Source organism: Chromobacterium sp. Panama (assembly GCF_003052555.1).
Lineage (GTDB): Bacteria > Pseudomonadota > Gammaproteobacteria > Burkholderiales > Chromobacteriaceae > Chromobacterium.
Map to the genome: position 1 here is coordinate 1,619,329 of NZ_QARX01000001.1, position 24,300 is coordinate 1,643,628.

Below are 24,300 nucleotides of genomic sequence, written 5' to 3' on the forward strand. Positions count from 1 at the left end.
CTTGAAAGCGCGCCGGCGGGAAGGCGCGCCGGCGGGAAGGCGCCAAGCTGGTATCCTTGACCGGTTTTGATTTGGATCGCAGACATGAAACGATGGCATTGCCTTTGGGGCGTCTGGCTGGCGCTGTGCTGGCTTCTGCCGGCGGCCTTGGCCGCGGCGGCGCCGGCCTACGGCCCCTTGTTCACCTTCAGCAAGCAGGGCCGCACCCATTATCTGTACGGCACCATGCATGTGGGCCGGCCCGGTTCCGACGCGCCGGATTGGGGTTTGAAACAGGCGCTGAGCGCCAGCGACGCGCTGGTGCTGGAATTGGACCCGACGGCGGAGGCGGCGGTGGCCGAGGTGACGGCGCTGGCCGGCGCCGCCGCGCCCAGGCAGTGGCGGCAGTTGGATGCCGCCAGCCGGGACTCCTTGCTGAGTCAGTTGGATCAGATGGGCGTGGCGCGCGAGCAGGCGCGCGGCCTGGCGCCCAGCCTGTGGCTGATGCAGCTGGCGCTGCGGGAATACCAGCGCATGGGGCAGCAGGCGCAGCACAGCCGCGAAGCGATGTTGCTGGAGATGGCGCGCGCGGCCAGGCGGCCGGTGCTGGCCCTGGAAACGGCCGGCCAGCAGAGCCGTTTATTGTTTGAGATGCCGGCGCCGGCGCTGCGCGAATGGGTGCGTCAGAGCGCCGAATGGCAGGGCGCGGAGGAGGCGGATCGTTATTACCGGGATTTGATTTCAGCTTGGGAGCGCGGCGATCTGGACGCCTTGCAGGCCTTGGTGGCGCTGCCCGGCTATCCGCGGCTCAGCGCCTGGACCCAGCATGAAATGCTGGACCGCCGCAATCTGGCGATGGCGCGCCGCATAGACGACTGGGCGGCCTCAAAGCGGCTGTTCGTGGCGGTGGGCGCGCTGCATCTGGCCGGCCCCCAGGGCTTGGTGCGCCAGCTGCGGCAGCGCGGCTACCAGCTGAGGCCGGCGCCGCGCGCGCCGTGAGCGGGCTTTAGCTCGCGTCCTTGAGGTTTTTGGGTCCGAAAGCGCCCGGCAGCAGCACTTTCAGCGTGGTGTCTATCTGATCCTCGCCGTCGCAGATGGCGCGCACGCGCATGGACGGGCCGAATTCGTTCAGCACCTGGCGGCAGGCGCCGCAGGGCGGCGTAGGCGTGGCGGTGGGGGTGTAAATGCAGACCGCCAGGACATCCTGGATGCCGTGGTTGGCGCGCGCGGCGTAGATCGCGGTGCGCTCGGCGCAATTGGTCAGGCCGTAGGAGGCGTTTTCCACATTGCAGCCAATGTGGATCTTGCCGGCGCCGTCCAGAATGGCGGCGCCGACGGCGAACTTGCTGTAAGGGACATAAGCCTGGCGAGCCGCCAGGCGGGCGGCCATTTCCAACTCGGCCCATTGCTCGTTGTTGGGTGTGTTGCCGGTCATATTGCCTCCGTTGCGGTTGGCGTGGCATGTTGCGCCGCGCGCGGCCGGGCTGTCAATATCCCGCCGCGGCGCGCGCGTCCGGCTTCAGTACAGCAGAGGCGTCCGCTCCGGCGCAAGCGGCGCCGACTGGTCATTGGCGCAGGTGGTCCCGGCAATGCCGCGCCATCGCGTCGGCCAGCGCCTGCGACAAGGCCGACTCCACCCGCCAGTGGTGCCAATACAGCGGAATGTCCAGATGCTGCTGCGGAAACAGATCGATCAGCCGGCCGGAGGCGATGTCGTCTTCCAGCATCAGTTCGGGCAGCAGGCTGTAGGCCAGGCCCTGGCGGGTGATTTCGACGAAGCCCTGCGGCGTGGGCACCGTCAGATAGGGGAAGCCGCCGTGATAGGACACGGTGTGCAGCAGGAATTCGCGGTGCACGTCGTCCTTGCGGCTGTACAGAATGGTGGGCGCGGCGGCCAGCGCCGTTTCGGTGACGCCGTCCGGAAAGTAGCGGCGGGCGAAATCGCGGGTGGCGACGCATAGATAGCGCATATGGCCCAGGAACAGACTGTCGCCGCCCTGGATAGGTTGCGGCCGGGTGCTGACGCAGCCGACCACGTGGCCGGCGCGCATCAACTCATGGGTGTAATCCTGATCGTCCACCATGATGTCCAGCAGCACCGGCTGGCTGTCCAGCACCGGCTGCACCGCCTGCAAGAACCAGGTGGCCAGGCTGTCGGCGTTGACGGCGATGGCGAGGGTGGTGAACTCCGGCCGCGGCCCGCTGGGCAGCAGGGTGTTCATCAGCTGGTTTTCCATCAGGCTGATCTGGCGGAAGTATTGCAGCAGCTGGCGGCCGGCCTCGGTGGGCTCGGCCGGGATGGTGCGGGTCAGCACCGGCTGGCCCAGTTGTTCTTCCAGCTGGCGGATGCGTTGAGAAATGGCGGACTGAGTCAGGAACAGCTTTTTGGCCGCCTTGTCGAAGCCTCCGGTTTCGGCGACGGCCGATAAGGTTTCCAGTTGTTTCGGATCAAGCATGTTTTTACGTCCTTGCCGTGATAATTCCACGGTGTTTCTTGCCTTATCGCCGCCACCTATGGCATGTTGTGCTGCTTCGTCCGAACACGGACGGTGCAAAGGTTTGCCTGCACGCGGTGGCGGCATAAAAATAATTAGAGCGGCTGGCGGCGACGGTTCTGATCGGCTGGCGCCGGCGGCTCATGGCCAATGACAGGCATGTTGAAGATGCAAGCAGATAATAAGGCACTATTGGATGGCATGTGCCGTTTTATCGGAGTTCGGGCGGATCATATGGCGACGCTCAGCGCCCATGCTCCGTTGTTGTTGTCGCGCAAGGAGGCCTTGGGCAAGGAGTTCTACTGGTATGCGATGAAATGCCCGGACACGCTGGCGCTGCTGAGCGAGCGCCTGCCGGGCGGCATCGATTCGCTGGTGGACGCCTTATTGCAGTATTGCGAGCGGATGCTGACCCGCCCGGTCAACGGACGCGCCGCCCGGCGCGTGGTGGAGCAAGGGCGTTTGATGCGCCAGCTGGGCGTGGGCCTGATGTGGGTGGTGGGCGCTTACGAGCGCTGCCAGGCGCATTTCCTGGCGCGCTTGACCGAGGCCGGGCTGGCCCTGGACGAGCTTGCCGCGCTGTCGCGGCTCTTGCGCAAGCGCATTCTGCTGGACCAGATGCTGCAATTGCACGGCCATCAGCAGTCCTTGCAGGAGGCGGTGGACAGCAAGCACCGCCATTTGCAGACCATGTCCGGCCTGTACGCCACTCTCAGCGGGGTCAGCATGGCCCTGGTGCGCTGCTCTGAGCGCCGCGAACTGTTCCAGGCGATTTGCGACGTCTGCGTCCGCGAGGGCGATTTCTCCCATGCCTGGGTGGGCCTCTTGGACGCCGACTCCCAGTGCGTGCGCCCGGCGGCGATGGCCGGCGTCCACGCCGAAGCCTTCATTCCCCGGCTGCAAGTCTCCGCGCTGTCCGAAAGCCTGCATGGCCGCGGCCCCAGCGGCCGGGCCATCCGCGGCCTGGCGGTCCAGGTGGTCAACGATTGCGGCGAAGACCCGTCGATGCAGCCGTGGATGCGGGTGCTCAACGCCAGGAATGTGCGCAGCGCGCTGGTGGCGCCGCTGACGCTGCGCGAGCAGGTGATCGGCACCTTGTCGCTTTACTCCGGCCAGCCGGGGTTTTTCGACGACACCAAGGTGGCGCTGGTGGACACCATGGCGCGGGAGATCAGCCGCGCGCTGGAGCGCCAGGACGCGCTGGAGCGCAGCCATCGCGCCGAATCCGAACTGGCCTTCCTGTCCTTCCACGATCCGCTGACCGGCCTGCCCAACCGGCACCTGATGAAGGAACACATCAACAAGCAGCTGCAGATCCGCCGCGCCAACGCGCGGCTGGCGGTGCTGGTGCTGTCCATCGAGGGCTTTCACGAAATCAACGCCCGCCTGGGCCACGAGGGCGGGGACGCGGTGCTGTGCGAGGTGGCCAACCGGCTGCGGCGCTGCATCTATCCCTATGGCTACGTCGGCCGGGTGGGCGCTTCGCGCTTTGTCGCCTGCAGCGACCGTCACGAGCAGCTGGACCAATTGGTGGACAGCCTGATGGGCAGTCTGCAGCAGCCGGTGGACTGCATGGGGGTGGTGATCCACACCCGTTGCAGCATGGGCATCGTGGTGGAGCCGGTGAACGGGCGCAGCGACGCCGCGGCGCTGCTGCGGCGCGGCGAGCTGGCGCTGAGCCGGGCCAAGGAAGCCGGCGGCGGCCACTGCCGTTACTACCATGTAACCATGGACGAAGAAATCCAGCACATGCACGCGGTGCGCAACGCCTTCGCCGTGGCCATCGCCCGCGATGAACTGGCGCTGTTCTACCAGCCCAAGATCAATCTGCGCGACAACCGCATCGAGGGCGTGGAAGCGCTGGTGCGCTGGCGCCGGGACGGCCGGCTGGAAATGCCGGGCGCCTTCTTCCCGGCGATAGAAAACACCGATCTGATGCGGGAGCTGGACTGGTGGGTGCTGCGCGAGGCCTTGCGCCAGTCCGGCGAATGGCTGGCGGACGGCCGCCATATTCCGGTCAGCGTCAATCTGTCCGCCATCACCTTGAAACACGAGGGCTTCGTGCCCGGCATCCAGGCCTTGTTGCAGGCCTATCCCTTGCCGGCCGGTTATCTGGAGCTGGAGGTGCTGGAGAGCGTGACCCAGCAGGAGGCGGAGCAGATCACCGCCAAGCTGGAGCATTGCCGCGACCTGGGCCTGTCCATCGCCTTGGACGACTTCGGCACCGGCGCGTCCTCGCTGGTGCATTTGCAGCAGCTGCCCTTCGACACCATCAAGATCGATCAGCGCTTCGTCCGGCTGCTGCTGGATACGCCGGGCAACGAGGCCATCATCCGCAGCATGGTGTCCTTCGCCCATTACACCGGCCGCAAGCTGGTGGTGGAGGGCGTGGAGAGCCGGGCGATCTGGGACCGTCTGCTGGAGATAGGCTGCCTGGACGGGCAGGGCTACGAAATTTCGCCTCCGGTGGACCCCAAGCACTTGCCGGCGTGGATCGCGGATTGGGAGCGGCGGGTAAGTATTAATTCAGCTTATATATAATAATTTTTATTAGTTTTACTTTGATGCGTCGCTCCCTTAGTCTGTGTCCAAACTTTCCGGGAGCGGTACGTGTTCAACTTCAGCGTTTATCTGTCTGCCCTTGGGCTATCCATCGGGCAGATCGTCGGCATTGGGCCGCAGAATGCCTTCGTGCTGCGGCAGGGCATAGGCCGCAGCCACATCCTGCCCATCATCGTCATCTGCATCGTCGCCGACGTGTTTCTGATCGCCTGCGGGGTGATGGGGGTGGGCAAGCTGCTCAACGCCATTCCCGGCTTCATCGTCACCGTGACCTGGCTGGGCGCGGGCTTCATCCTGTGGCTGGGCTACAAGGCCTTCCGTTCCGCGCTGACGCCGGGCGCGATGTCGCTGGCCGGCGGCGTGGAGCGGGACCGCAAGCGCGCCATCCGTACTGTGCTGGCGGTGACCCTGCTCAATCCCTATACCTGGCTGGACACCGTGGTGTTGATCGGCGGCGTGTCCGCCATCTACGGCGAGAGCGCCGCGCCGTCCTTCCTCTTGGGCAGCCTCAGCGCCTCGGTGCTGTGGTTCGGCGGCATCGGCTGCTTCGCCGGCAAGCTGGCCCCCTTGTTCCAGCGGCCGCAAAGCTGGCGGGTGCTGGATTGCGTGATCGGTCTGGTGATGTTGTTCACCGCCTTCATGTTGTTGCGCAATTACGGTTTTGAAGGGATGGCCTGAGCGGCTGAGAAGGCGTTTGACGCACGGTTTTTTGAAAGTGACGGCTTGCTTTTGGGCAACCCGTCACTTTTTCATATACGGTTTGTCGTGACAAGGTAATTTTTCACTGCGTAAATATTCATTTGGAATTGCAAAATAACTTTGTAAATACCAAATCATTTACCATAACTAAATCTCCGTTGTGAACAACATAAGGAGAGTTAGTCATGAAAGCTTTGATTCAAGCCAGTCTGATGGCGGTTTCCGTGTTGGGCGGTCTGTCTTCCCCGGTGGTGGCAGCCCCGGTGAACAACAGTTATCTCCAGTCCAGCGCCAATGAGATCCGCGGCTTCCTCGGCGGCTACGCGCGGCCGACGGTCTACGTCAACCAGTATGCCTGCCGCGAGCCTCAACTCAGCGCGATGGCGTGCGGTCCTTACACCATCAGCGTGGGCACCGGCTTCCTGCAGCAGCAGGAAAACAGCTATGGCAACTATGTGGCCAAGTTCATCCTGGCGCACGAATGGGGCCATTCCATCCAGTTCACCCATAACATTTACCGTCAGGCGCCGATGCAGGAGCTGCAGGCCGACTGCGTGGGCGGCACTTTCGCCAAGTACGCTGAAACCAATCTGCGTTATCCGAGCTTCATCGAGAACGCGGTGGCTTCGGCGCGCAACGCCGCCGATTACGGCGAGCACGGCACGCCGTCGCAGCGCGATTACTATTCGCGCTACGGCCACGCCAACGGCCTCAACGCTTGCCTGAACTCGATCTGATCGATAATGGGCAAGCGAGCGTGGGGGCTGGCCGGCGGGCTGGCCTTGCTGGGTTTGGCCTGGCTCAGCCTGCCTGAGCCGGTCCGCGCGCGGCTGGGTTTGAGCGAGCCGGCGCCGGAGGCTCCTGCGGCCTTTGTCGCCGCTCAATCGGAGGCTGCCGCACCGGCCAAGGGCGCCGGTCCGGCGCGGGCTTACCAGGGCCTGAGCTTCGCGGTGGGCGACGGCCCGCCGCCGGCCGCGGCCCCGGCGGAGCCCTTGCCGGAGAGCAAGGCCGAACGCCAGCGCAAGCAGGCCTTGCGCCAGCTGGGCTATGCCATCGACGAGCGCTTCTACCGGATGTCTTTGGCCGACTTGCGCAAGCTGGCCGCCGCCGGCAATGTCCAGGCCCTGACCCATCTGGCCGAACGCTATTTGTTCGAGCTGGACGGCAAGCCGCAGCGGCCGGGCTTCGAGCCGGAGATGCGTTACCGCGAGGAGGCGCGCGCCGCCTTGCAGCAAGCGTATCGGCTGGGCAACCGGCATGCGGCGGCGATGATCTCCGAGAGCTATCTGCTGGAGCGGCAGCCCTTGGAGGCCGCGGCCTGGAATCTGGTGGCGCGGCGAGCCGGGGACGCGCTGAGCGCGGACTGGTTTCTGACCACCAAGGACTACCGGCAGTTGAACGCCGGGCAGAAAGCCGCGGCGGCGGAGCGGGCCGAGCAGATCTGGCGCGAACTGCATCCGGGCGCGGTTCAGTCCAAGGGCTAGCGGTCGCAAAAAACCGGCGACATCCGCAAGGGTGTCGCCGGTTTTCTCCTTAGAGCCTGTTCAAAGTCTCGCGAGCAATGGCGAGACAAGGCGAAAACAAGCGAAAAAGCGGAATGTACAAGTGGTACATGAGCATTTTGAGGATGTTTTCAACGCCGTATCGCCGAAGCACAGCAGACTATGAACAGGTTCTTAGCCGAAGCTTGGCGTTTTCCACTCCCTTGTCCAACAATCCCGCTGAAGCGCAGCGGACTTTGACACGTTTTTACTGCGCGTCGGCGGCCAGGCCGGCCACCAGATCCTCGCGGGTGATCAGGAAGACGAAGCCGTCGCCGCTTTCGGTTTCCATCCACATGAAGGGCAGGGTGGGAAAGCATTCTTCCAGCATGTCGCGGTTGTGGCCGATTTCCACCAGCAGCACGCCCTTGTCGTTCAGGAAGTCCGGCGCGCGGCGCAGGATTTCGCGGGTGGCGTCCAGGCCGTCTTCGCCGGAGCCCAGCGCCAGTTCCGGTTCGTGCAGGTATTCCGGCGGCAAGGCGTCCACCGATTCGGCGTCGACATAGGGCGGGTTGGAGATGATCAGATCGTACTTGTCCTCGATGCCCTCGAACATATCGGTGTGGATCAGCTGCACGCGCTCGTCCAGGCCGTAGTTCTGCACATTGATGGCCGCCACTTCCAGCGCGTCCAGCGAAATGTCCACTGCGTCGATTTCCGCATCCGGATAGTGGTGAGCCAATTGAATCGCCAGGCAGCCGGAGCCGGTGCACAGGTCCAGCGCGCGTTGGACCAGCTCCGGGTGTTCGATCCACGGCTGCAGCGGCTCGCCCAGCAGTTCGTAGATGAAGGAGCGCGGCACCAGCACGCGTTCGTCCACGTAGAAGTTGAAATCGCCCTGCCAGGCTTCGTGGGTCAGATAGGCCACCGGCACGCGCTGTTCGGCGCGGCGCTCGATCATGTCGATCACGTCCTTGACCTCGGTGGGCAGCAGTTTGGCGTCCAGGAAGGGCTCGAGCTGGTCCACCGGCAGCTTGAGCGCGGACAGCGTCAGATAGGCGGCTTCGTCGTAGGCGTTCTGGGTGCCGTGGCCGTAGAACAGGCCGGCGTCGTTGAAGCGGGACACGGCGAAACGCAGCAGGTCGCGCAAGGTGTTGAAGCTGGATGCAGCCTGGGCGTACATGGTTTTCCTTTCAATACAACAGGGACATGGCGGCGGCCATGTCCCCGGCGGTGTGGGTTCGCGCTCGCGCGGAGCGCGGTCAATGTGGCTGGGCCGTCGGCGTCAGAACGGCAGCTTGGCGTCGGTGGCGGTGCCCAGCACGCGGCGGAAGTCGCCCTTGATGCGTTCCAGCGCCGCGTCGTTGTCGGCCTCGAAGCGCAGCACGATCACCGGCGTGGTGTTGGAGGCGCGCGCCAGGCCGAAGCCGTCCTTGTATTCCACGCGCAGGCCGTCCAGGGTGTTGACCTCTTCGGCGCCGTCGAAGCGGGCGGAGGCCTGCAGCTTGGCGATCAAGGCGTGGTTTTCGCCTTCCTTGGCCATTTTCAGATTCAATTCCGGCGTGGACACCGCATTGGGCAAGGCGTTGAGCAGTTCGCTCGGGTCGTCCACGCGGGACAGCACTTCCAGCAGACGGGCGCCGGCGTACATGCCGTCGTCGAAGCCGTACCAGCGCTCCTTGAAGAAGACGTGGCCGCTCATCTCGCCGGCCAGCAGCGCGCCGGTTTCCTTGATCTTGGCCTTGATGAAGCTGTGACCGGTGCGCGCCATCACCGGCACGCCGCCGTTCTGTTTGATCCAGGGCTTGAGCAGACGGGTGGATTTCACGTCGTAGATGATCTTGGCCTTGGGGTTGCGCTCCAGCACGTCGGCGGCGAACAGCATCAGCTGGCGGTCCGGCCAGATGATGGTGCCGTCCTTGGTCACCACGCCCAGGCGATCGCCGTCGCCGTCGAAGGCCAGGCCGATTTCGGCGTCGGTCTTCTGCAGCGCGTCGATCACGTCCTGCAGGTTTTCCGGCTTGGCCGGATCCGGATGATGATTGGGGAAGTTGCCGTCCACGTCGCAGAACAGCTCGCGCACGCGGCAGCCCAGGCGGCGGAACAGCACCGGGGCGAAAGCGCCGGGCACGCCGTTGCCGCAGTCCACCACGATGTTGAGCGGGCGCTCCAGCTTGATGTCGGAGGTGATGCGGTCCAGATAGGCTTCCGCGATGTCGTGGGTGCCGTAGCCGCCCTCGCCGCTGGCGAGATCGCCGTCGACGATGCGCTGGTACAGCTTCTGGATGTCGTCGCCGGCCAGGGTGTTGCCGGCCAGCATCATCTTGAAGCCGTTGTAGTCCGGCGGATTGTGGCTGCCGGTGACCATGACGCCGGACACCGAACCCAGTTCGTGAGCGGCGAAGTACAGCATGGGGGTGGCGACGCGGCCGACGTCGATCACGTCGACGCCGGCGGCCTGGATGCCTTCGGCCAGCGCCTGGCACAGATCCGGGCCGGACAGGCGGCCGTCGCGGCCGACCACAACGGTTTTCACTTTGCGGGCCTTGGCTTCGGACCCGACGGCCTGGCCGATCTGGCGGGCGACTTCATTGGTCAGGGTCTTGCCGACGATGCCGCGGATGTCATAGGCCTTGAAGATGTCTTTGGACAGTTTGCTCATGGCGTTCTTATGCAATCGAAATGAAAGAGGCGCGCGGAGCGGCGGCGCTCCGCGTCGGAAATTAGGGGCTCAGGCGGCCAGCGCGGCGCTCAGGCTGATCAATTGGTCCAGCTTGGCGCGCGCCTGTCCGGAGTCGAGCGCTTCGCGCGCCATGGTAACACCGTCGGCCAGGGTAGGGGAAACGCCGGCCGTGTAGATGGCGGCGGCGGCGTTGAGGCAGACGATGTCGCGCGCCGGGCCGGCTTGGCCGTCAAGCACCGACAGCAGAATGTCGCGCGAGGCGGCGGCGGTGTCCGCGCGCAATTGCTTGAGTTCGGCGAAGTCCAGGCCCAGTTCGCGCGGGTCCAGCTCGTACTCTTCGATTTGCCCGTTCTTTAGTTCAGCCACCATGCTGGGGCCGGACAGGGTCAGCTCGTCCAGGCCGTCCAGGCCGTGCACGATCAGTGCGTGGCGGCTGCCCAGCTGTTTCAGCACCCGCGCCTGGATGCCCACCAGGTCCGGGTGGAACACGCCCATCAACTGGTTTTCGGCGTCGGCCGGATTGGTCAGTGGCCCGAGGATGTTGAAGATGGTGCGGGCGCCCAGCTCCTTGCGGATGGGCGCCACGTGGCGCATCGCGGTGTGGTGGTTGGGGGCGAACATGAAGCCGATGCCGATTTCGTCGACGCAACGGCCCACTTGCTCGGCGTTCAAGCTCAGCTTGACGCCCAGCGACTCCAGCACGTCGGCGCTGCCGGAGCTGGACGACACCGAGCGGCCGCCGTGTTTGGCCACGCGGGCGCCGGCCGCCGCGGCGACGAAGGCGGAGGTGGTGGAGATATTGAAGGTATGCGATTTGTCGCCGCCGGTGCCGCAGGTGTCCACCAAATGGTCGCGTTGGCTGATGGGCACCGGGGTGGCGAACTCGCGCATCACCGTGGCGGCGGCAGCGATTTCCAGCACCGACTCCACCTTGACGCGCAGGCCGATCAGGATGGCCGCGGTTTGCGCCGGCGTCAGTTCGCCGCGCATGATCTGGCGCATCAAGTCCAGCATTTCGTCATAGAACAGCTCGTTGCCGTCGATCAGACGGTTCAGCGCGGCCTGCGGGGTAATCATCGGGGGAGTCCTTTTGCTTGCGTGGGCGGCGTCGCGCGAAGGCTCGCCGTCCGGTGATTCAATTGCCGGCGTGCGCCGCCAGTTGGGAGAGGCGCTGCTCGATCAGGTCGACGCGGCAGGCGGTCCGCGCCTGATCCACGCCGTTGCCGCTGGCGTAGCTGCTGGCCACCCAGCGGCACTGCTTGTCCAGATAGGTCTTGAAGGCGCGGCCGGATTGGCTGAGCGCCAGCCGGGCGCGGTAGCGGTTGCCGGTGATCTGGTCCAGTTCGCGCATCGCCGCGGCGGCCTGGTTCTCGCCGCGGGTCAGCTCGGCCTCGGCCTTGCTCAAGCGCTGTTGCAGACAGACGGACACGGCCGGGCTTTGTGCCTCGGCCCGCATGCAGTCGTCCAGCGCGCCGGCGCCGCAGACGGCCGGCAGCGCCAGGGTGGCCAGCATCAACATCCTCTTCATCAGGCGAACTCTTTCAGAAAATTGTCCAGCATCGCGTGGCCGTGATCGGTGAGGATGGATTCCGGGTGGAACTGCACGCCTTCGATCGGCAGCGTCTTGTGGCGCACGCCCATGATTTCGCCGTCGTCGGTCCAGGCGGTGACGTCCAGGCAGTCCGGCAGCGTCTCGCGCTCGATCACCAGCGAGTGATAGCGGGTGCAGGTCACGGGATTGGGCAGGCCGCGGAACATGCCGACATCGCGGTGTTTGACCGGCGACACCTTGCCGTGCATCAGTTGTTTGGCGTGGACGATGCGGCCGCCGAAAGCCTGGCCTATGCCCTGATGGCCCAGGCATACGCCCATGATGGGCAGTTTGCCGGCGAAGTGCCGGATGGCCGGCACCGATACGCCGGCCTCGTTGGGCGTGCAGGGGCCGGGGGAGATCACCAGGTATTTGGGCTGCAGCGCTTCGATTTGCTGCAAGCCGATTTCGTCGTTGCGGAACACCTTGACCTCCTGGCCCAGTTCGCCGAAGTACTGGACCAGGTTGTAGGTGAAGGAATCGTAGTTGTCGATCATCAATAGCATTTTAAGTCTAACCCATTGAATTTGTTGGTGCTAATTTTTGGTTCGGCGCTTTGTTACTCACAGTGTTACTCACAAAGCTTGTCGGTGGGGTCAGCACGCTGCTTGGAGGTGTACTCTGCCCGCCATTTCGCATAGTCCTCTTCAGGCCAGCGAGACGCGGTTCCGATCTTGATGGGCTCGGGAAATTCGTTCTTCTTGATCTTACGGTAGATCGTTGCAGGGTGAAACCCTGTCAGCCGACGAATTTCTTTCATCGTGTAAAGTATCCCAGACATGTGAGTCTCCTACAAAACGGAGGCCGCTCGATGGCGGCCTGGGTGGTCATCACAACGACGTCGTAATGGGCACCGCCTTGCTCAACTGCGGTTTTCATTTGGCTCCCTTCTTACCACATTGCTTTTTGAATGGACTTTGGCTTTGGGGTGAAAGCACCCGAAGTGTCCTTCGTCATCGGCATATTCCAGCTCCCGCATTTGTTTCGATGTGCTCTTCTGGAACAGCAATGTAGCCGGTAACGCGGCCATGGTCGCAGCAGCTTTCAAGTGCCCTGATGCCGCCCATGGTCCAGAGGAGGCGATCTCCGGGACCAGGCAAGCGTCAATATCGGCCAGCCTGCCTTGGGGTGTGGTGACTACCTCGCCGGCGCAGATGTGGTTGAGTTTGGTCAATGGTTGTTGCCGTTCTGCCGGCACTTATAGGTTTCGTATTCGCTGTCATGATGTAGGTGCTATGAATCTATCTGCTAGTATTGAAGGGGTTAAGTGTTACATGAGATTTGTCAAATAGTACAACCTGTGAAATGTTGAGCATAGGCGTTACCTGTCAAAAAGTAGTAGTTTTAAGGCGAAACTTTTTATTGCTACTATTCTTAATGTGGCATTTTGCCTTAACTTTTCTGTAGGGGGTGTCTATGTCTAAAATTAATGGCACATATAAGAACAATAACATCAATGCCCAATTAGTGATTACAGGTGCGAATGATAGCAATGGCACTTTTAGTGGCCGTTATACGCAAGACGGTCAGGAGTATGAGATTATGAGTGGCGCAGGGCACTATCACTTTACTGCTGGAGGTAAAACAGGAACTGCAATCTCGTTTGTTGTTAATAATAATACCCTGGGCTTCCAGTCATGGTCCTTGTATTCTCCTGATATGTCATTTTCCTCACTTCGTGGGAATGGGGCAAAGGCATTTCGTGATGGAACGTATTACGGTTTTGGTGGTGAGTTTGTGAGGGTGTAAACACCCAAACTTATCGCCTTCCCATTCTGAGAGAGCAAATGGGAAGGCGATTTGATTTGGACTGTCAGTTTTTTGTGGTTGATGGGGTACGTCCAACCAATGGATTTTAAAACTGGTGGGGCTTGCATGTTCATTTGGTGGGCACAATTTGGCTTGATCTCATTGAGATGGGGATGGGCGCGTTGATGCAATTTGGGTGAATGTCAAATTGGTTTTCAGTTACAAAAAGAGAAGCCACCTCAGCGGGGGTGGGTGTTCTATTTAAATTTCGGGCTGGTAAAAATAAGGAAGAAAATCAATAAAAAACCTGCCAGTAGACGGGTGTGGCTCCTTTGCTAAGAACGTTAGCGACGTTGACCGTCTAGGAGTTCTTCTTCATTTAATTGCTCACGATGAAGGTAAGCGCCCTCGATTGGAGGGGCTTCAACCAGGCGAGTGGTTTCATCCAATTTGGAGTGTGTGCTGCCAATCAGACCAATCAAATGGCCTTTGTCGTTTTATCCCCATGTGGCAATACGAAGTACGAATGATTTTCCATGTTTGTCTTTGTAAAAAATACCAATCTGTTGACCGTAGTCGCCAGTTCTTTTACTGATCCGCCCCTGCTCCTCGCCACCTGAGGCTGGGTGTTTTCTAGCTTCCGCAGCCAGCAAGGCCTTGTCGGTTAGTCACAGGTGATCGCTTCACCTGACTTGCACTCGCTTTTCCTGCACGGGGTTTGCTATTGAGGCCGGGCCTAGGGCCGCCAGTTAGTGGGTATCGGCTGCTATCTTTGTAGGTTGTGAATGAACTGTGCGAGGTGTGGCGCGGCGAGATAAATTTAGCGGAGTGCTAATCTTTTGCAAAAATGTTTAAGTAGAAAAGATAATTTTGTGTGGGGCTGAGTGAAAAACATTTTGATACGGCAAAGGTCATGAAATGAATATTTAAAAATTGTTTTGTGGCTATATTATTGAAAATGTTTTTATTGTCGTTGATCTCGTTGTTGCTGCGCGGGGTTCGCTATCTTCAAATGTGTGAGTGCGGGCGGGAAAGTGAGTTTCTCGGAAATAAACAGCAATGGATCCGTGTGGCACCACACCTTTAATGGGAGATGATAGCCGGACTTCCTGCGCCAGGATCGGCGACGGTAGAGCCTTGAGGGTGGGAAGGGGTTAACCGGCTGCGGCGGCAGGCCCGACGCGAGTTTTGCAAAGTGCAGATCAAGAAGGATCGCTAGCGCCAGCTCTAAAAATCAAGGCGAGACGACAACGCTGAAGATCGCAGTCAGAGTTATGATGGCGCCAAAGAGAAACCTCAAGTGGTAGGGGTGCTACGCCCAGAATGGAACTAAGGGCAACAGCGGAAGAGAGTTTGAATAACTAATTAAAGGATGAGATTGCTATGAGAACTTATTGTAATGAGTACGTGTGTTCGCAATTGTTGCGAGAGTTGTGCTCTAGAGATTTTTTGGAGAATGCTCATCATGCGCAAGAGATGATTGTGCATTATGCTGCTCCTTACCCTTTGAGTAACGATGCTGTGCTAGGAAATGGATGTATTGAAATGCCTGTGGCTAGTGAAGGAACTCAAGTGGCAAGTAACTCTTTGATAATAAGTTTATTTAGGGGTGTGGTAAATTATATTATGGAAGAATATCAGTTGTTGAACTCAAAGGATAAGGCCTCTTTTGTGATTATGGCCCTAAGCGTGGCTAATAGCGTAGTTATTAATGTCCTTGGAAAGACCTCATCGTGGTGGTCATTGATTGCAACGAATGTGCTAATACTTGTTTCAAGGTTTTATGATTGTTTTTCAGAGAAATGGAGGGGAATGACGCGGACGGCTAAATTTGTGTTTATATTTGGACTTATTGTCCTTGTGGTTGCAAGTATTGTTCAGGACCTAATGGGGAGTGATGAAGGAGGGGAGTTTGATAAATGGTATTTGTCTTTGACGTCAACGGCTATTGTGTTCGGGTTTTATTTGATGTTAAGAGCGCAAATTATTGCAGCTGCGGACCCCATTGAGTTTTAATGTTTATGTCGAGCCGCCTTTTTGCTTTCGGCGCGCGTGCTCGAAAAATAGCTTTGCAACTTCAGAGTCGCCTCGGTGCGTCAACTCGTCAAGGGTGTCATGGACGGACGCCGCAGAAAGTGTAACTTCATCCCGCTCTCCGACTTGGTCGCTAGGCTCCGGATGTCCTGTAATTTGGCTGATTGCTTTAATTTTGTCGAAAGTTGGCTCAAGCCGTTCCTTCTCCCATGCAGAGATGTTCCCCTTGGTTTCGTTTAAGGCTTCGCCAAGGCGTTTCTGCATTATGTTTGCGTGTCTCCTCGCCGCTAGTACCCAATCAGAGAGTCTAGAGCCGTAAGCATGCCGTAGTTTGCCATGCATGCGATCTAGGAGTCGTATCCCTGACGATCATTTGAGCAAGCGCATCTGGAAACTTGCCCTCGCCTGTGAGGGTATGGGTATGCTTTTGCAAACCCTAAAACAGCAAAAACAATGATCGTCAAACTGCACAAACAAGCCCGCACCACGCCGACTATCCGCGAGGAAATCCGAAACGCCACCGGCACCTTCGCCGAGCTGGCGGTTCGCTTCAATGTCAGTATTCCCACCATCATGAAGTGGAAGAATCGCGACTCTGGCACGCCACCCATCGCCTACAAACCACGCTAACACTCGCCCAGGAACGTATTGCGGTCGAACTACGCAAGTTACTCAAGCTCGGCCTTGATGACCTGTTGGTCGTCATTCGCGAGTTCCTGAACCCCAACGTGTCGCGCTCCAGGCTAGAGCGCTGCTTACGCGGGCATGGCATCGGTAGCTTGCGCGACCTGGAAGCGAGGCCGGCTAAACGCTCCAGTAAGCCGTTCAAGGCCTACGATCCCGGGTACTTCCATATCGACGTCAAATATTTGCCGCAGATGCTTGATGAGACATCTCGGCGCTATCTCTTTGTTGCCATCAACCGCGCGACGCGCTGAGTCTTTGTTGCAGATCAAGTCGAACAAGACCGCAGGTGCCGCACGGGCGTTTCTGACTGCCTTACAAAAGGCATGCCCATGCGATGTTCGGATGATCCTTACCGATAATGGCAGCGAGTTTACCGATCGGCTGTTCAACAAGCAGAAGCACGCGAGCGGCGAGCATGAGTTCGATCTGCGGTGCGACGCGTTCAGCATTGAACACCGATTGACCAAGCCTCGCAGTCCGCAGACAAACGGGATGGTCGAACGCTTCAATGGTCGGATCAGTGATGTGCAGGCCACGCATCGCTTCGAATCCGGCAACGATCTGGCTGAGACATTGGAGCGCTATGTGCTGCTCTACAACCAGCATTTGCCATAATTGGCACTACAGCATCGGACACTGATTCAGGCCATGATAGCTTGGCAAAAGCAACGTACCGATTTATTCAAAAAGCGTGTAAGCAATCGTCCGGGACTTGACTGCTTAGTTTGGCGGCCTGCCTATCCGGCGATCGGGTCAAGGTCCGCCGCCGCGGCCTGGCCGCGCTCCGCCCGCGCCAGATCGACGACGGCCTGGATCGCGGCCCTGGCCTGCGGGCTGTTGTGCCAGCAGCTGGAGCCCATCATGTCGGCGATCTGGCGGGTCAGCAAGGCCGGGTCCTGGTCCGCCAGTTGCGGCAAGGAAGAAAAGCCGATTTGCTCCAGCCTTGAAACCACGGTGGCGCCCACGCCTTTCAAAGCCACCATCTTGTCTTTTTCATTTGCGCTGAAACCCATGCGGCCTCCCGGTCTTGATTGCGGTCCGCCTCACAGGATACACGCGCAGCGCGGTTTGAATGAGAGGCGGCGGAGATGTTTCGCGCCGAGGCCGCTCTTAGAACGTGTTTACGATCTCGCGAGCTAGAGCGAGACAAGGCGAAAACGGCTGAGAAAGCGGAATGTACAAGGGGTAGATGAGCATTTCGAAGCGGTACTCGCCGTGTCACGTTTTACTACGCGCAGCGGATCGTAAACAGGTTCTTATTCCCAACTCATCGCCCAGGCGTACAGCGCAATCATCATCATGACTTCCATCATCAGGCTGCCCAGTATGAAGAGCAGGGGCATGAACAGCAGCGAGCCGTAATGCAGCACCAAGGCGGCGGCGAAATAATGCAGCGGCGCTTCTAGCAACAGGTAGGCGAGGGACGCGCCGCTCAGGGCAAGCTTGTGCCAGAGCGGCTTTTCCAGCACGTGAAAGGTCAGCGCGTGCACCCAGGGCATCAAGAACAGCAAGGTCAGCACAAAGGTCAGGCAGGAGCTGTGATATTCGGGAAGCGAGTGGCTGAAGGCCGCCGGCAAGAAGGCGAAGTACACGCAGGCGCAAGCCTGGATGATGACGAACAAGCGCAACAGATAGCGCAGCGGCATGTTTTCCGGGCTGATCAAGAACGACAGCAACAGCAGCAGCAAGCCGGCAAGCCCATTGCTCCACCATTGCCAGAACGAGGGCACCGAGGCCGGTAGATCCAGCCACGGCAGCCATAAACCCGGTATCCGCCCGTCCAGTATCTCCAGGCGGGAGAGCTGGGCGGGCACGCCGGTCGCCGCGATGCTCCACTCCGTAACCGCCTGCCAAAAGGCGAGCGTCTGCGGCAGGAAGGCGAGCAGCAAGAGATTGAACAGCAGCGGCAAGCCGAGGATTTCCAGCCAGCGCAGACGCCGGAACGGCTCGGTGCGCATGGCCCGGTGCAGGGAGATGCGCTCGCCGCCGTGACCGGTGTGGCGGACCGCCTTGAAGTGTTGCAGACGTTCTTGAAGGCTCATGGCAGGTTCCAGAACACGGCGGTGGTGATGCCGGAGCGGTCGTAATAAGGGCTGTGGTAGCGCTCGACCCCGACATGGATGCCCCAATGCCGGCCTATCCATTCCCTCCAGCTCAGTTGATAGAGCTGGCTGTCGAAGCTTTGCTTGGGCTGGTCGACGCCGATGGGCATATAGCCCTCGCCGCCGGCGTTGACGGCCAGGGTGATCAGGCGCCAGCGGTCGCGTCCATAGGTCACCGCGCCGTAAGCCTGCATCGAACTCACGCTGCCGGGATTGCTCAGCGTGCGGTGCACGCCGCCTTCCACCACCCAGGGCGAGTCGAAGTAATAAGCCATGCCCAGGGTCAGAATGCGGTCGCTATAGCCTTGGCGGTTGTCGTTGTAGGCCAGGCCGAAGGTGCTGACCAGATTGCGGCCGGGCAGCCATTTGCGGTTGAGGGCGGCGCCGTAATGGGTGCCGGGCCAGAAGGTGCCGCTGCTGCTGCGCCCCAATTCCAGCCGGCTGTACCAGTCCGGGTTGATGTCGTGGTTCCAGCCCGCGTTCAAGGCGATGCCGTGTTCGCCGAAACGGCTGTCCTGCTCCGCGATCCAGTCGAAGACGTTGCCGGCGTCGGTTTGCCATACCCCGGACAGATAGACGCCGTTCCAGGCGGGATTGTTTGCGGTGAGGCTGGAATGCTGTCCGCCGACTTCGATGCTGCGCGCCCAGGAGTACGGCTCCGGCGTCGAGGCTTCCGTCTCGACATCGGCGGCGGCCGGCGAGGCTTCGGCCGCCTCCGGGGCGGCGGCCTCGTCGGCGCGGGCTTGGCCGGCAAGGCAGCAGGCCAATAGGCAGAGGTGGGCGAGTGGTTTACTGAGCATGGCGGGTCTCCGTCGTGTCGCTCGTTGTTTGCAGATAGTCAAAGCGCAGGTCCTGCCCGGATTGGGCGCTGACGCGCCAGGCGTCCGGCAGCGCTTCTATCTCCGCTTTGCCGGAGCGCAGCACCGGTCTTGCCGAGCTTTTGGGCAGCAGCCAGCTTTGCCGCGCCAGGCTGCCTGGGTTGTGCGCGCTCACGCTGACCCAGGACGCGTCCCGGCCTTCCGCCGGCGCGACTTGCCATTGAGTCAGTTCGCGCTGGGACAGGAAGCGGGACAGCTGGGTCATCGTGTACCAGTGAAAGACGCCCTGGTCGCGCAGCGCCCGGGTTTGAGCCAGCCATTGCTTGACCGTCTGCTGATAGAAGTAGACGCCCGGCGGGTGGAAATAGACCAGGCGCGCCACCCGCTGTTGCACGGCGAAGCGGGTCATGTCCTGCAGCCAAAGCGTCATTTGCTCGCTGGGCAGCTTATTGCGCACCGCTTCTTCGAAGGAGGCGATGCCGCCGTTGGCCGATACCGGAAAGGCCCAGGGCCGGTCATGCATGTCGGCGGGGTCGATATAGGTCCGGGTGGGGCCCATGGAGAGATCGCCCACATAGTAATAAGCCAGCACCCCGTGTTGGCGCAGCCAGGCGGTCACCCAGTCCGGATGGTGGCCGTTGGGCGCCGAATACTCGGTGAGCGCTTGCTGGGTGAGGTTTTCCAGGTCTTGCTTGTTGTTGGCGAGATAGGACGCCCACTGCTTGCCGTTGTGCTCGTTGATGTTGAAGGCGAAGTAGTTGTGCATCCAGCCGCCGTGCGCGCCGATGTCGTAACCCAGCGCCCGCAAGCGGCGAACCCAGTCCTGGGCTTGCGCGTTATGGGCAAGGTCCATGCCCCGGCGGTCGCCGGGCTGATTGGTGTCCGGACCGGTGGTGAAATGGACGGAATAGGGGCCTTGCTCGAGAAAGCCCAGTTTTTTCAGCAGGTCCAGATAGGGGATGGCGTTGGCGTCGTCCACGTGCCAGTTCATCACCAGGCCGCCGACGCCGTCCGGCACCGAGGCGAGCTGAGGCAGATGCAGCACCCGCGTATTGAAAAAGTTCAGATAGGACTGCAGCCACAGGCCGTCGGTGCGTATTTTGAGAAAAGTGACCGGCAGATTGACGAACAAGACTTTGCCGCGGCCGTAATCCCGCAGGCTGGCAATCAAGGTGCCGTCCGGGCCTTCGGCCAGCACCCGTCCCTGGAAAGAACCGCGGGTCGCCAGATAACTGAAGGCCGCCTGGTCGTAGCCGTAGGTCGAGGCCTGCAGCAAGGAGGGCTTGCCGCCGGCATAGGGCTGGAAGCGGCCGGGGGTGATGCCGAGTTCGGCCACCGCGGACGGCGACATCAGCATCAGATCCCTGCGCACCATCTGCTTGCCCAGTTCCCGGTACAGCAGATAATCCACGCCCACCATGCGAGCGAGCGTCGGCTTGTCCAGAAAGCGGCCGCCGGCGTTTTCGCTGGCGGCGTCGTAATTGATCCATAAGGCGCCGCCCGCCTGCACGTATTCCTCCAGCACCCCGGCCAGCGCCGCGTCGACATGGCGATGAATGGTGTCCGGCAAGATGATGCCGCGGATGCGGGCGCGTTGTTCCGGCTCCATGTCCACCAATTGGCTGGCGGTGATCTGCATCATCGCCACGCCGCCTTCGTTGGCCGCGTCCTGCCAGGCCAGCGCGTATTTGTTGCTGGCCGGCTTGTCGGGCAGCAACAGGGCGATGAAGGCCCTGGGCGGCGGCGTCCGGCTTGCGCTCAGCTTGTGCCAGATCGCGCTTGCCGCCAGCAATAGTCCAAGCAATAGGATGATGAACACCCAAAGAGGACATGATCGAATCTTGTTCATTCTTCCTGCCTTTGCTCTTGCTCCGCCGCTGTCGCCAGGCGGTGCGTCAATCCTTGAAAAACCGCTTCCTCCAGCACGTTCCAGCGCGGCGTTCCGCGCGCCGGCGCCGCCTGTCGCAGCCAGGCGCGCGCCGCGTCCTCGCGGCCGCCTCTCAGCGCGGCCAGGGCCAGCACGCCCCAGGGAAAGTCCAGATGAGCCTTGTCCTGGACAAGCCAGGGTCGGCCTTCGCCGCGCAGCCAGGCGTCGAAGGAGGCTTGACCGGGCATCGCCGGCAAATCCGCCATGTCGGGGAAGAGTTGCGCGGCGGCTTCCGGGTAGAAGGCGATGGGAGGGATGTCGCGGCTGGCGACGCGCCAACGCCGGGTTTTCGCCTCCCAAAAGGTCTTGGGCAGCGCCGCGGCCAGCTGGCGCATCCTCCGGCAGCTGGCGCCGGCGTTGACGCAGTCGTCGCGCAGCGCCGCGTAGACCTCGACGTTGTCCATCAGGTAAGCCAGCTTGGCGCCGGCTGTGTAGTCGTAAACGCCGCTGCGCGCTTGCCTCAGCCGCCACAGCGCGCGCCGGGCGCGCGCCAGCGAGGCCTGCAGGGTCGGCGGCATTTCTTGTCGCCGGTAGCGTCGGTTCAGCAAGGAAATCCACATGGCCAGCGTGGAGTCGTCGGCATCGGCGTCGGCCGCCCGACGCCAAACGCCGTCGGCCTGGCGTTCGAAACGGGGAAAACTGCCGTTGCTTTCCTGTCTGGGGGCCAGCCACGCCGTCCAGGCGTCCGCGGCGGAGGCGATGGACAGGCCCAGTTCGTCGGCCGTCAGCAAGGCTTTCATCGCGAAATAAGGGTCGACATGGCGACCATGCGCTTGCAGCAGGATGGCGCCGTCCTCGTCTTGATAGCCGGGCCAGCTGAGCAGGCCGGCTGCGGCCTGTCCCGCCCCGCAGCACAAGGCCAGCAGCAGATAGAGACGCTTCATCATCCGCGCACCTTGCCGCGGATGCGGGCCCAGATGGTGCCGTGCGCGCGCAGAGGCGGCGTCAGCAAGACCCGGCGCGAAGAAACGGTGTTGGGCGCGTCCGGCGCGCCCAGCGCGGAATGGGCGCCGATGGCGACGAGCCGGTCCGCCACGACCGGGCCCAGCAGCTGGCAGTGTTCCCGGCAGAGGATGGAGTGGTCGGACACGACGGCGCCGGTCACGACCACCCCGCGGGCCAGGCGCACCGGCCCGCTGGCCTTGACGCTGCCTTCTATCCGGCAGCCGGCGCCGATGCGCAAGCCGCCGCGCACCACCAGATGGCCGCGCAACAAGCTGTTTGCCGGCAACTGGAAATCGCCGTCCACCACCGCGCGGCGCATTTCCGCGTTAAAGGGATGGGCCGCGGGCAAGCCGCCGATGTCCACCTCTCTGAGCGGCCCGGCCGCGGCCTGCTGCGGCGGCGCGTCTCCCAGGCGTATGCTTGCGGCTTGGATGCGCTGGAACAGGATGGGGCCGGCAATGTCCAGCGTCTCCTCCGCCACGGCCCGTCCGAACAGCTGGCTGTCCGGTTCGATGCGGACGTTCCGGGCGCCGGCCCAGCGCAGGATGGAGCTGCCTCGCCCCAGGCTCAGCTCGCCGTCGGCCAGGACGCTGCGCAGGATCGCGCCCGGGCCGGTGGCGATGTCGTCATCGCAATGGATTTCCTTCAGAAAGCTGAAGTGGGCGGGGATGCGCAACGCGCCCGCGGCCAAGACTTCTTCGTCCACGACGGGGCGGGATGTTTGTCCGAGGGCTTCCAGGCGGGCGTTCCAGTCTTGCCGCCATTCGCCCGAGTCCAGCGCGTCCAGCCGCTGCCGATAGTTGCGGGCGAAGACGTTGGCTGTGCCGATATGCAGCCGGTTGATGCCCAGCGCGGAGGTGTCGGTCTTGCGCAGCAATTCCAGCAGGCCGGGCAAGAGCGGCAGGGCGACCAGCGGCGCGACGCCCAAGATATAGATCAAGGCCATCATCCCGGCTGCCTCCGATAACGCTTGGTTTTGTCCCAATGCAGCGTTCTGTTCTTCTTGAAGGGTTCGATCAGCGACTGCTGCAGCGTGGCGCGGGAAATGGTGACCAGGCTGACGAGAAAACCCAGAATGGCGAAAGGCAAAATGCGCAGCCTTTTGCCGTTGCCGTCCAGATAACAGGCGACGCCGATCTCGAAGAAGGCGGCGAAATTGCCCATCGCGCTGTAGCAGACCAGGGCCAGGATCAGCAACACGCCGGGAGACGGCAACATGCTGTCGAAAAAGAACAGCAGCAGGGTAATGGCCCAGCCCAGCAGCAAGAGCGGGGACATGGCGTAAGTGCCCAGCAGCAGGAGCCCGTCCAGTTTCTCCCGCTTTTGCACCCCGCGGGTGCTCAGCAGGCGGCCGACGTGCCGCGCCAGCGCCTGATTGTGGCCGCGCGTCCAGCGCATCAATTGCCGGATGCGCACCGGCCAGCTTTCCGGCACCTCCTCGTAACACTCGGAGCGATTGGTGTAGACCGTGAGCCAGCCGCCGATCAGCAGCCGGTAGGTCAGATCGGTGTCTTCGGCCAGCACGTCGTCGTGCCAGCCGCCCACGCTGTTGAGCGCGGCAACGCGGATGCCGCCGACCGTGCCGCCGTACTGCGGCACCAGCTTCATATTCATCCTGGCCTGCTGGTCCACCTGATAGCCGCCGGCGCGCTCCATGTCCAGCATGCGGGTCAGCAGATTGGCGCCCGGATTCAAGGGCACCACGCGGCCCATCACCGCGCCGACCTCGGGATCGAAAAACGGCGCGATCAATTGCTTGAGCAAGCCGCGGCTTGGCAGGTAATCGGCGTCGAAGACGATGAACAGCTCGGTGTCGATCAAGGCCGTCGCGTCCTTCAGCGCCGCGGCCTTGCCGGGCTTGCCCTGGCTGCGGTGGAAGGGCCTGATCACGTCCGGCCTGCGCGCCGCGATGCGGTCTATGATGGCGCGGGTGCCGTCCGTCGAGCGGTCGTTGACCGGCATGATGATCATTTGCCCCGGCGGGTAGTCGGACTCGAGCAAGGCCTCCATCGCATCGGCGATCACGGCCTCCTCGTTGTGCGCCGCGATGAAGACCGTGACTTTGGGCCAATGCGCCGTCTCAATGTCCAGATAAGGATGACGCTGATGGCCGAACAGCCGGTTCAAGGTGAAGGCCATATGCCGTGCCGCGTACACCATGATCAGGAGCACCACGCCGTACAGCACCAGGTTCAGCGCGCGCAAGGGCCAGATGAAGGGTTGGGCGCTGGCGCGCAGCAGCAGGGGATCGTCCTCCTGGCTGACCGTGCGGCGGCGCGCTTCTTCGATCTGATCCAGGATCAGCTGCTGGGTATGGCGCAGGTCGACGTTGTCCGACGCCCCCTTGATGCTGACGGAGGGACGGACGGCGGCGGGGAGCGCGTCCGGGTCCATGGGCAGCGCCTCCATGGCGGCCCGGCTTTCCGACGACGCGGCCGCGCCGCGCCGGGAAGCGTGATGGCCGGCGGCGGCGGCCGGCTCCTTGGCGGACCAGGCCGGCGAACAGAAAATCAGCAGGATCAGCCAGAGCAGGGCTCGCGGTGCCATT

At 61.9% G+C, this 24,300-nt stretch carries 24 protein-coding genes and 1 pseudogene; 8 read left to right on the forward strand and 17 right to left on the reverse strand.

Annotated elements, in window-relative coordinates; genetic code table 11:
- Positions 1-84 precede the first annotated feature (84 nt).
- Positions 85-978: a TraB/GumN family protein gene (locus DB032_RS07375; RefSeq protein ID WP_107798903.1), complete on the forward strand. Its 894-nt coding sequence runs from the start codon at positions 85-87 to the stop codon at positions 976-978.
- Between the two features lie 7 nt (positions 979-985).
- On the opposite strand, the gene DB032_RS07380 is transcribed toward DB032_RS07375, so the two are convergent.
- Entirely contained in the window at positions 986-1,414 is a 429-nt protein-coding gene (locus DB032_RS07380; RefSeq protein WP_107798904.1) for a cytidine deaminase, read from the reverse strand.
- 130 nt (positions 1,415-1,544) lie between these two features.
- The gene (locus DB032_RS07385) at positions 1,545-2,435 is read right to left on the reverse strand and encodes a LysR family transcriptional regulator ArgP (protein ID WP_107798905.1); all 891 of its coding nucleotides are present in this window, start codon (positions 2,433-2,435) and stop codon (positions 1,545-1,547) included.
- A 207-nt stretch (positions 2,436-2,642) separates the two neighbouring features.
- Between DB032_RS07385 and DB032_RS07390 the strand changes: the two genes are divergently transcribed.
- The 4 genes from DB032_RS07390 to DB032_RS07405 all read left to right on the forward strand — a co-directional run bounded on the left by DB032_RS07390 (position 2,643) and on the right by DB032_RS07405 (position 7,219).
- A complete protein-coding gene (locus DB032_RS07390; protein WP_158274256.1) occupies positions 2,643-5,015 on the forward strand; it encodes an EAL domain-containing protein in 2,373 nt (790 codons plus the stop codon).
- Positions 5,016-5,084: 69 nt separating this feature from the next.
- Positions 5,085-5,714: a LysE/ArgO family amino acid transporter gene (locus DB032_RS07395; protein WP_107798907.1), complete on the forward strand. Its 630-nt coding sequence runs from the start codon at positions 5,085-5,087 to the stop codon at positions 5,712-5,714.
- A gap of 206 nt (positions 5,715-5,920) precedes the next feature.
- The gene (locus tag DB032_RS07400; protein ID WP_107798908.1) at positions 5,921-6,472 is read left to right on the forward strand and encodes a hypothetical protein; all 552 of its coding nucleotides are present in this window, start codon (positions 5,921-5,923) and stop codon (positions 6,470-6,472) included.
- Positions 6,473-6,478: 6 nt separating this feature from the next.
- Positions 6,479-7,219 (forward strand): hypothetical protein, encoded by a 741-nt coding sequence (locus tag DB032_RS07405; RefSeq protein WP_107798909.1) that lies wholly within the window; start codon positions 6,479-6,481, stop codon positions 7,217-7,219.
- A gap of 265 nt (positions 7,220-7,484) precedes the next feature.
- Here DB032_RS07405 and prmB read toward each other — a convergent pair whose 3' ends face one another.
- The 7 genes from prmB to DB032_RS23595 all read right to left on the reverse strand — a co-directional run bounded on the left by prmB (position 7,485) and on the right by DB032_RS23595 (position 12,664).
- Positions 7,485-8,399 carry a 50S ribosomal protein L3 N(5)-glutamine methyltransferase gene (gene prmB / locus DB032_RS07410; RefSeq protein WP_107798910.1) on the reverse strand — a complete coding sequence of 305 codons (915 nt, stop codon included), beginning with the start codon at positions 8,397-8,399 and terminating at the stop codon, positions 7,485-7,487.
- A 102-nt stretch (positions 8,400-8,501) separates the two neighbouring features.
- Positions 8,502-9,878 carry a phosphomannomutase/phosphoglucomutase gene (locus tag DB032_RS07415; protein ID WP_107798911.1) on the reverse strand — a complete coding sequence of 459 codons (1,377 nt, stop codon included), beginning with the start codon at positions 9,876-9,878 and terminating at the stop codon, positions 8,502-8,504.
- Positions 9,879-9,947: 69 nt separating this feature from the next.
- Positions 9,948-10,976, reverse strand: a complete 1,029-nt coding sequence (gene trpD, locus DB032_RS07420) for an anthranilate phosphoribosyltransferase (RefSeq protein ID WP_107798912.1) — start codon at positions 10,974-10,976, stop codon at positions 9,948-9,950.
- Between the two features lie 58 nt (positions 10,977-11,034).
- Complete coding sequence (locus DB032_RS07425) at positions 11,035-11,427, reverse strand: lysozyme inhibitor LprI family protein (RefSeq protein WP_107798913.1); 393 nt, start codon at positions 11,425-11,427, stop codon at positions 11,035-11,037.
- A complete protein-coding gene (locus tag DB032_RS07430; protein ID WP_107798914.1) occupies positions 11,427-11,996 on the reverse strand; it encodes an aminodeoxychorismate/anthranilate synthase component II in 570 nt (189 codons plus the stop codon). Before DB032_RS07430 ends, DB032_RS07425 begins: the two co-directional genes overlap by 1 nt.
- Before the next feature lie 65 nt (positions 11,997-12,061).
- Positions 12,062-12,271, reverse strand: a complete 210-nt coding sequence (locus DB032_RS07435) for an AlpA family transcriptional regulator (RefSeq protein WP_107798915.1) — start codon at positions 12,269-12,271, stop codon at positions 12,062-12,064.
- Between the two features lie 81 nt (positions 12,272-12,352).
- A complete protein-coding gene (locus DB032_RS23595) occupies positions 12,353-12,664 on the reverse strand; it encodes a hypothetical protein (RefSeq protein WP_146176600.1) in 312 nt (103 codons plus the stop codon).
- A 242-nt stretch (positions 12,665-12,906) separates the two neighbouring features.
- Here DB032_RS23595 and DB032_RS23600 point away from each other — a divergent pair, with 242 nt between their 5' ends.
- The gene (locus DB032_RS23600; protein WP_146176601.1) at positions 12,907-13,239 is read left to right on the forward strand and encodes a hypothetical protein; all 333 of its coding nucleotides are present in this window, start codon (positions 12,907-12,909) and stop codon (positions 13,237-13,239) included.
- A gap of 1,449 nt (positions 13,240-14,688) precedes the next feature.
- Positions 14,689-15,255: a hypothetical protein gene (locus tag DB032_RS23605; RefSeq protein WP_146176602.1), complete on the forward strand. Its 567-nt coding sequence runs from the start codon at positions 14,689-14,691 to the stop codon at positions 15,253-15,255.
- Positions 15,256-15,258: 3 nt separating this feature from the next.
- On the opposite strand, the gene DB032_RS07445 is transcribed toward DB032_RS23605, so the two are convergent.
- A complete protein-coding gene (locus DB032_RS07445; protein WP_107798917.1) occupies positions 15,259-15,615 on the reverse strand; it encodes a helix-turn-helix transcriptional regulator in 357 nt (118 codons plus the stop codon).
- 111 nt (positions 15,616-15,726) lie between these two features.
- Between DB032_RS07445 and DB032_RS07450 the strand changes: the two are divergent.
- Positions 15,727-16,677, forward strand: a pseudogene (locus DB032_RS07450) (integrase core domain-containing protein); the annotation flags it as partial.
- A gap of 20 nt (positions 16,678-16,697) precedes the next feature.
- Here DB032_RS07450 and DB032_RS07455 read toward each other — a convergent pair.
- The 7 genes from DB032_RS07455 to DB032_RS07485 form a co-directional block, all read right to left on the reverse strand.
- Complete coding sequence (locus tag DB032_RS07455) at positions 16,698-16,973, reverse strand: hypothetical protein (protein ID WP_107801728.1); 276 nt, start codon at positions 16,971-16,973, stop codon at positions 16,698-16,700.
- A gap of 243 nt (positions 16,974-17,216) precedes the next feature.
- Positions 17,217-18,002, reverse strand: a complete 786-nt coding sequence (locus DB032_RS07460) for a hypothetical protein (RefSeq protein ID WP_107798918.1) — start codon at positions 18,000-18,002, stop codon at positions 17,217-17,219.
- Positions 17,999-18,862, reverse strand: a complete 864-nt coding sequence (locus DB032_RS07465; RefSeq protein ID WP_107798919.1) for a YaiO family outer membrane beta-barrel protein — start codon at positions 18,860-18,862, stop codon at positions 17,999-18,001. Before DB032_RS07465 ends, DB032_RS07460 begins: the two co-directional genes overlap by 4 nt.
- The gene (locus DB032_RS07470) at positions 18,852-20,729 is read right to left on the reverse strand and encodes a polysaccharide deacetylase family protein (protein WP_146176603.1); all 1,878 of its coding nucleotides are present in this window, start codon (positions 20,727-20,729) and stop codon (positions 18,852-18,854) included. The genes DB032_RS07465 and DB032_RS07470 overlap by 11 nt, the downstream gene beginning before the upstream one ends.
- The gene (locus DB032_RS07475) at positions 20,726-21,694 is read right to left on the reverse strand and encodes a hypothetical protein (RefSeq protein ID WP_107798921.1); all 969 of its coding nucleotides are present in this window, start codon (positions 21,692-21,694) and stop codon (positions 20,726-20,728) included. The genes DB032_RS07470 and DB032_RS07475 overlap by 4 nt, the downstream gene beginning before the upstream one ends.
- Positions 21,691-22,701, reverse strand: coding sequence for a hypothetical protein (locus tag DB032_RS07480; RefSeq protein WP_107798922.1), 1,011 nt, complete (start codon positions 22,699-22,701; stop codon positions 21,691-21,693). Before DB032_RS07480 ends, DB032_RS07475 begins: the two co-directional genes overlap by 4 nt.
- Positions 22,698-24,299, reverse strand: coding sequence for a glycosyltransferase family 2 protein (locus DB032_RS07485; RefSeq protein ID WP_199225840.1), 1,602 nt, complete (start codon positions 24,297-24,299; stop codon positions 22,698-22,700). Before DB032_RS07485 ends, DB032_RS07480 begins: the two co-directional genes overlap by 4 nt.
- Position 24,300: the final 1 nt, after the last annotated feature.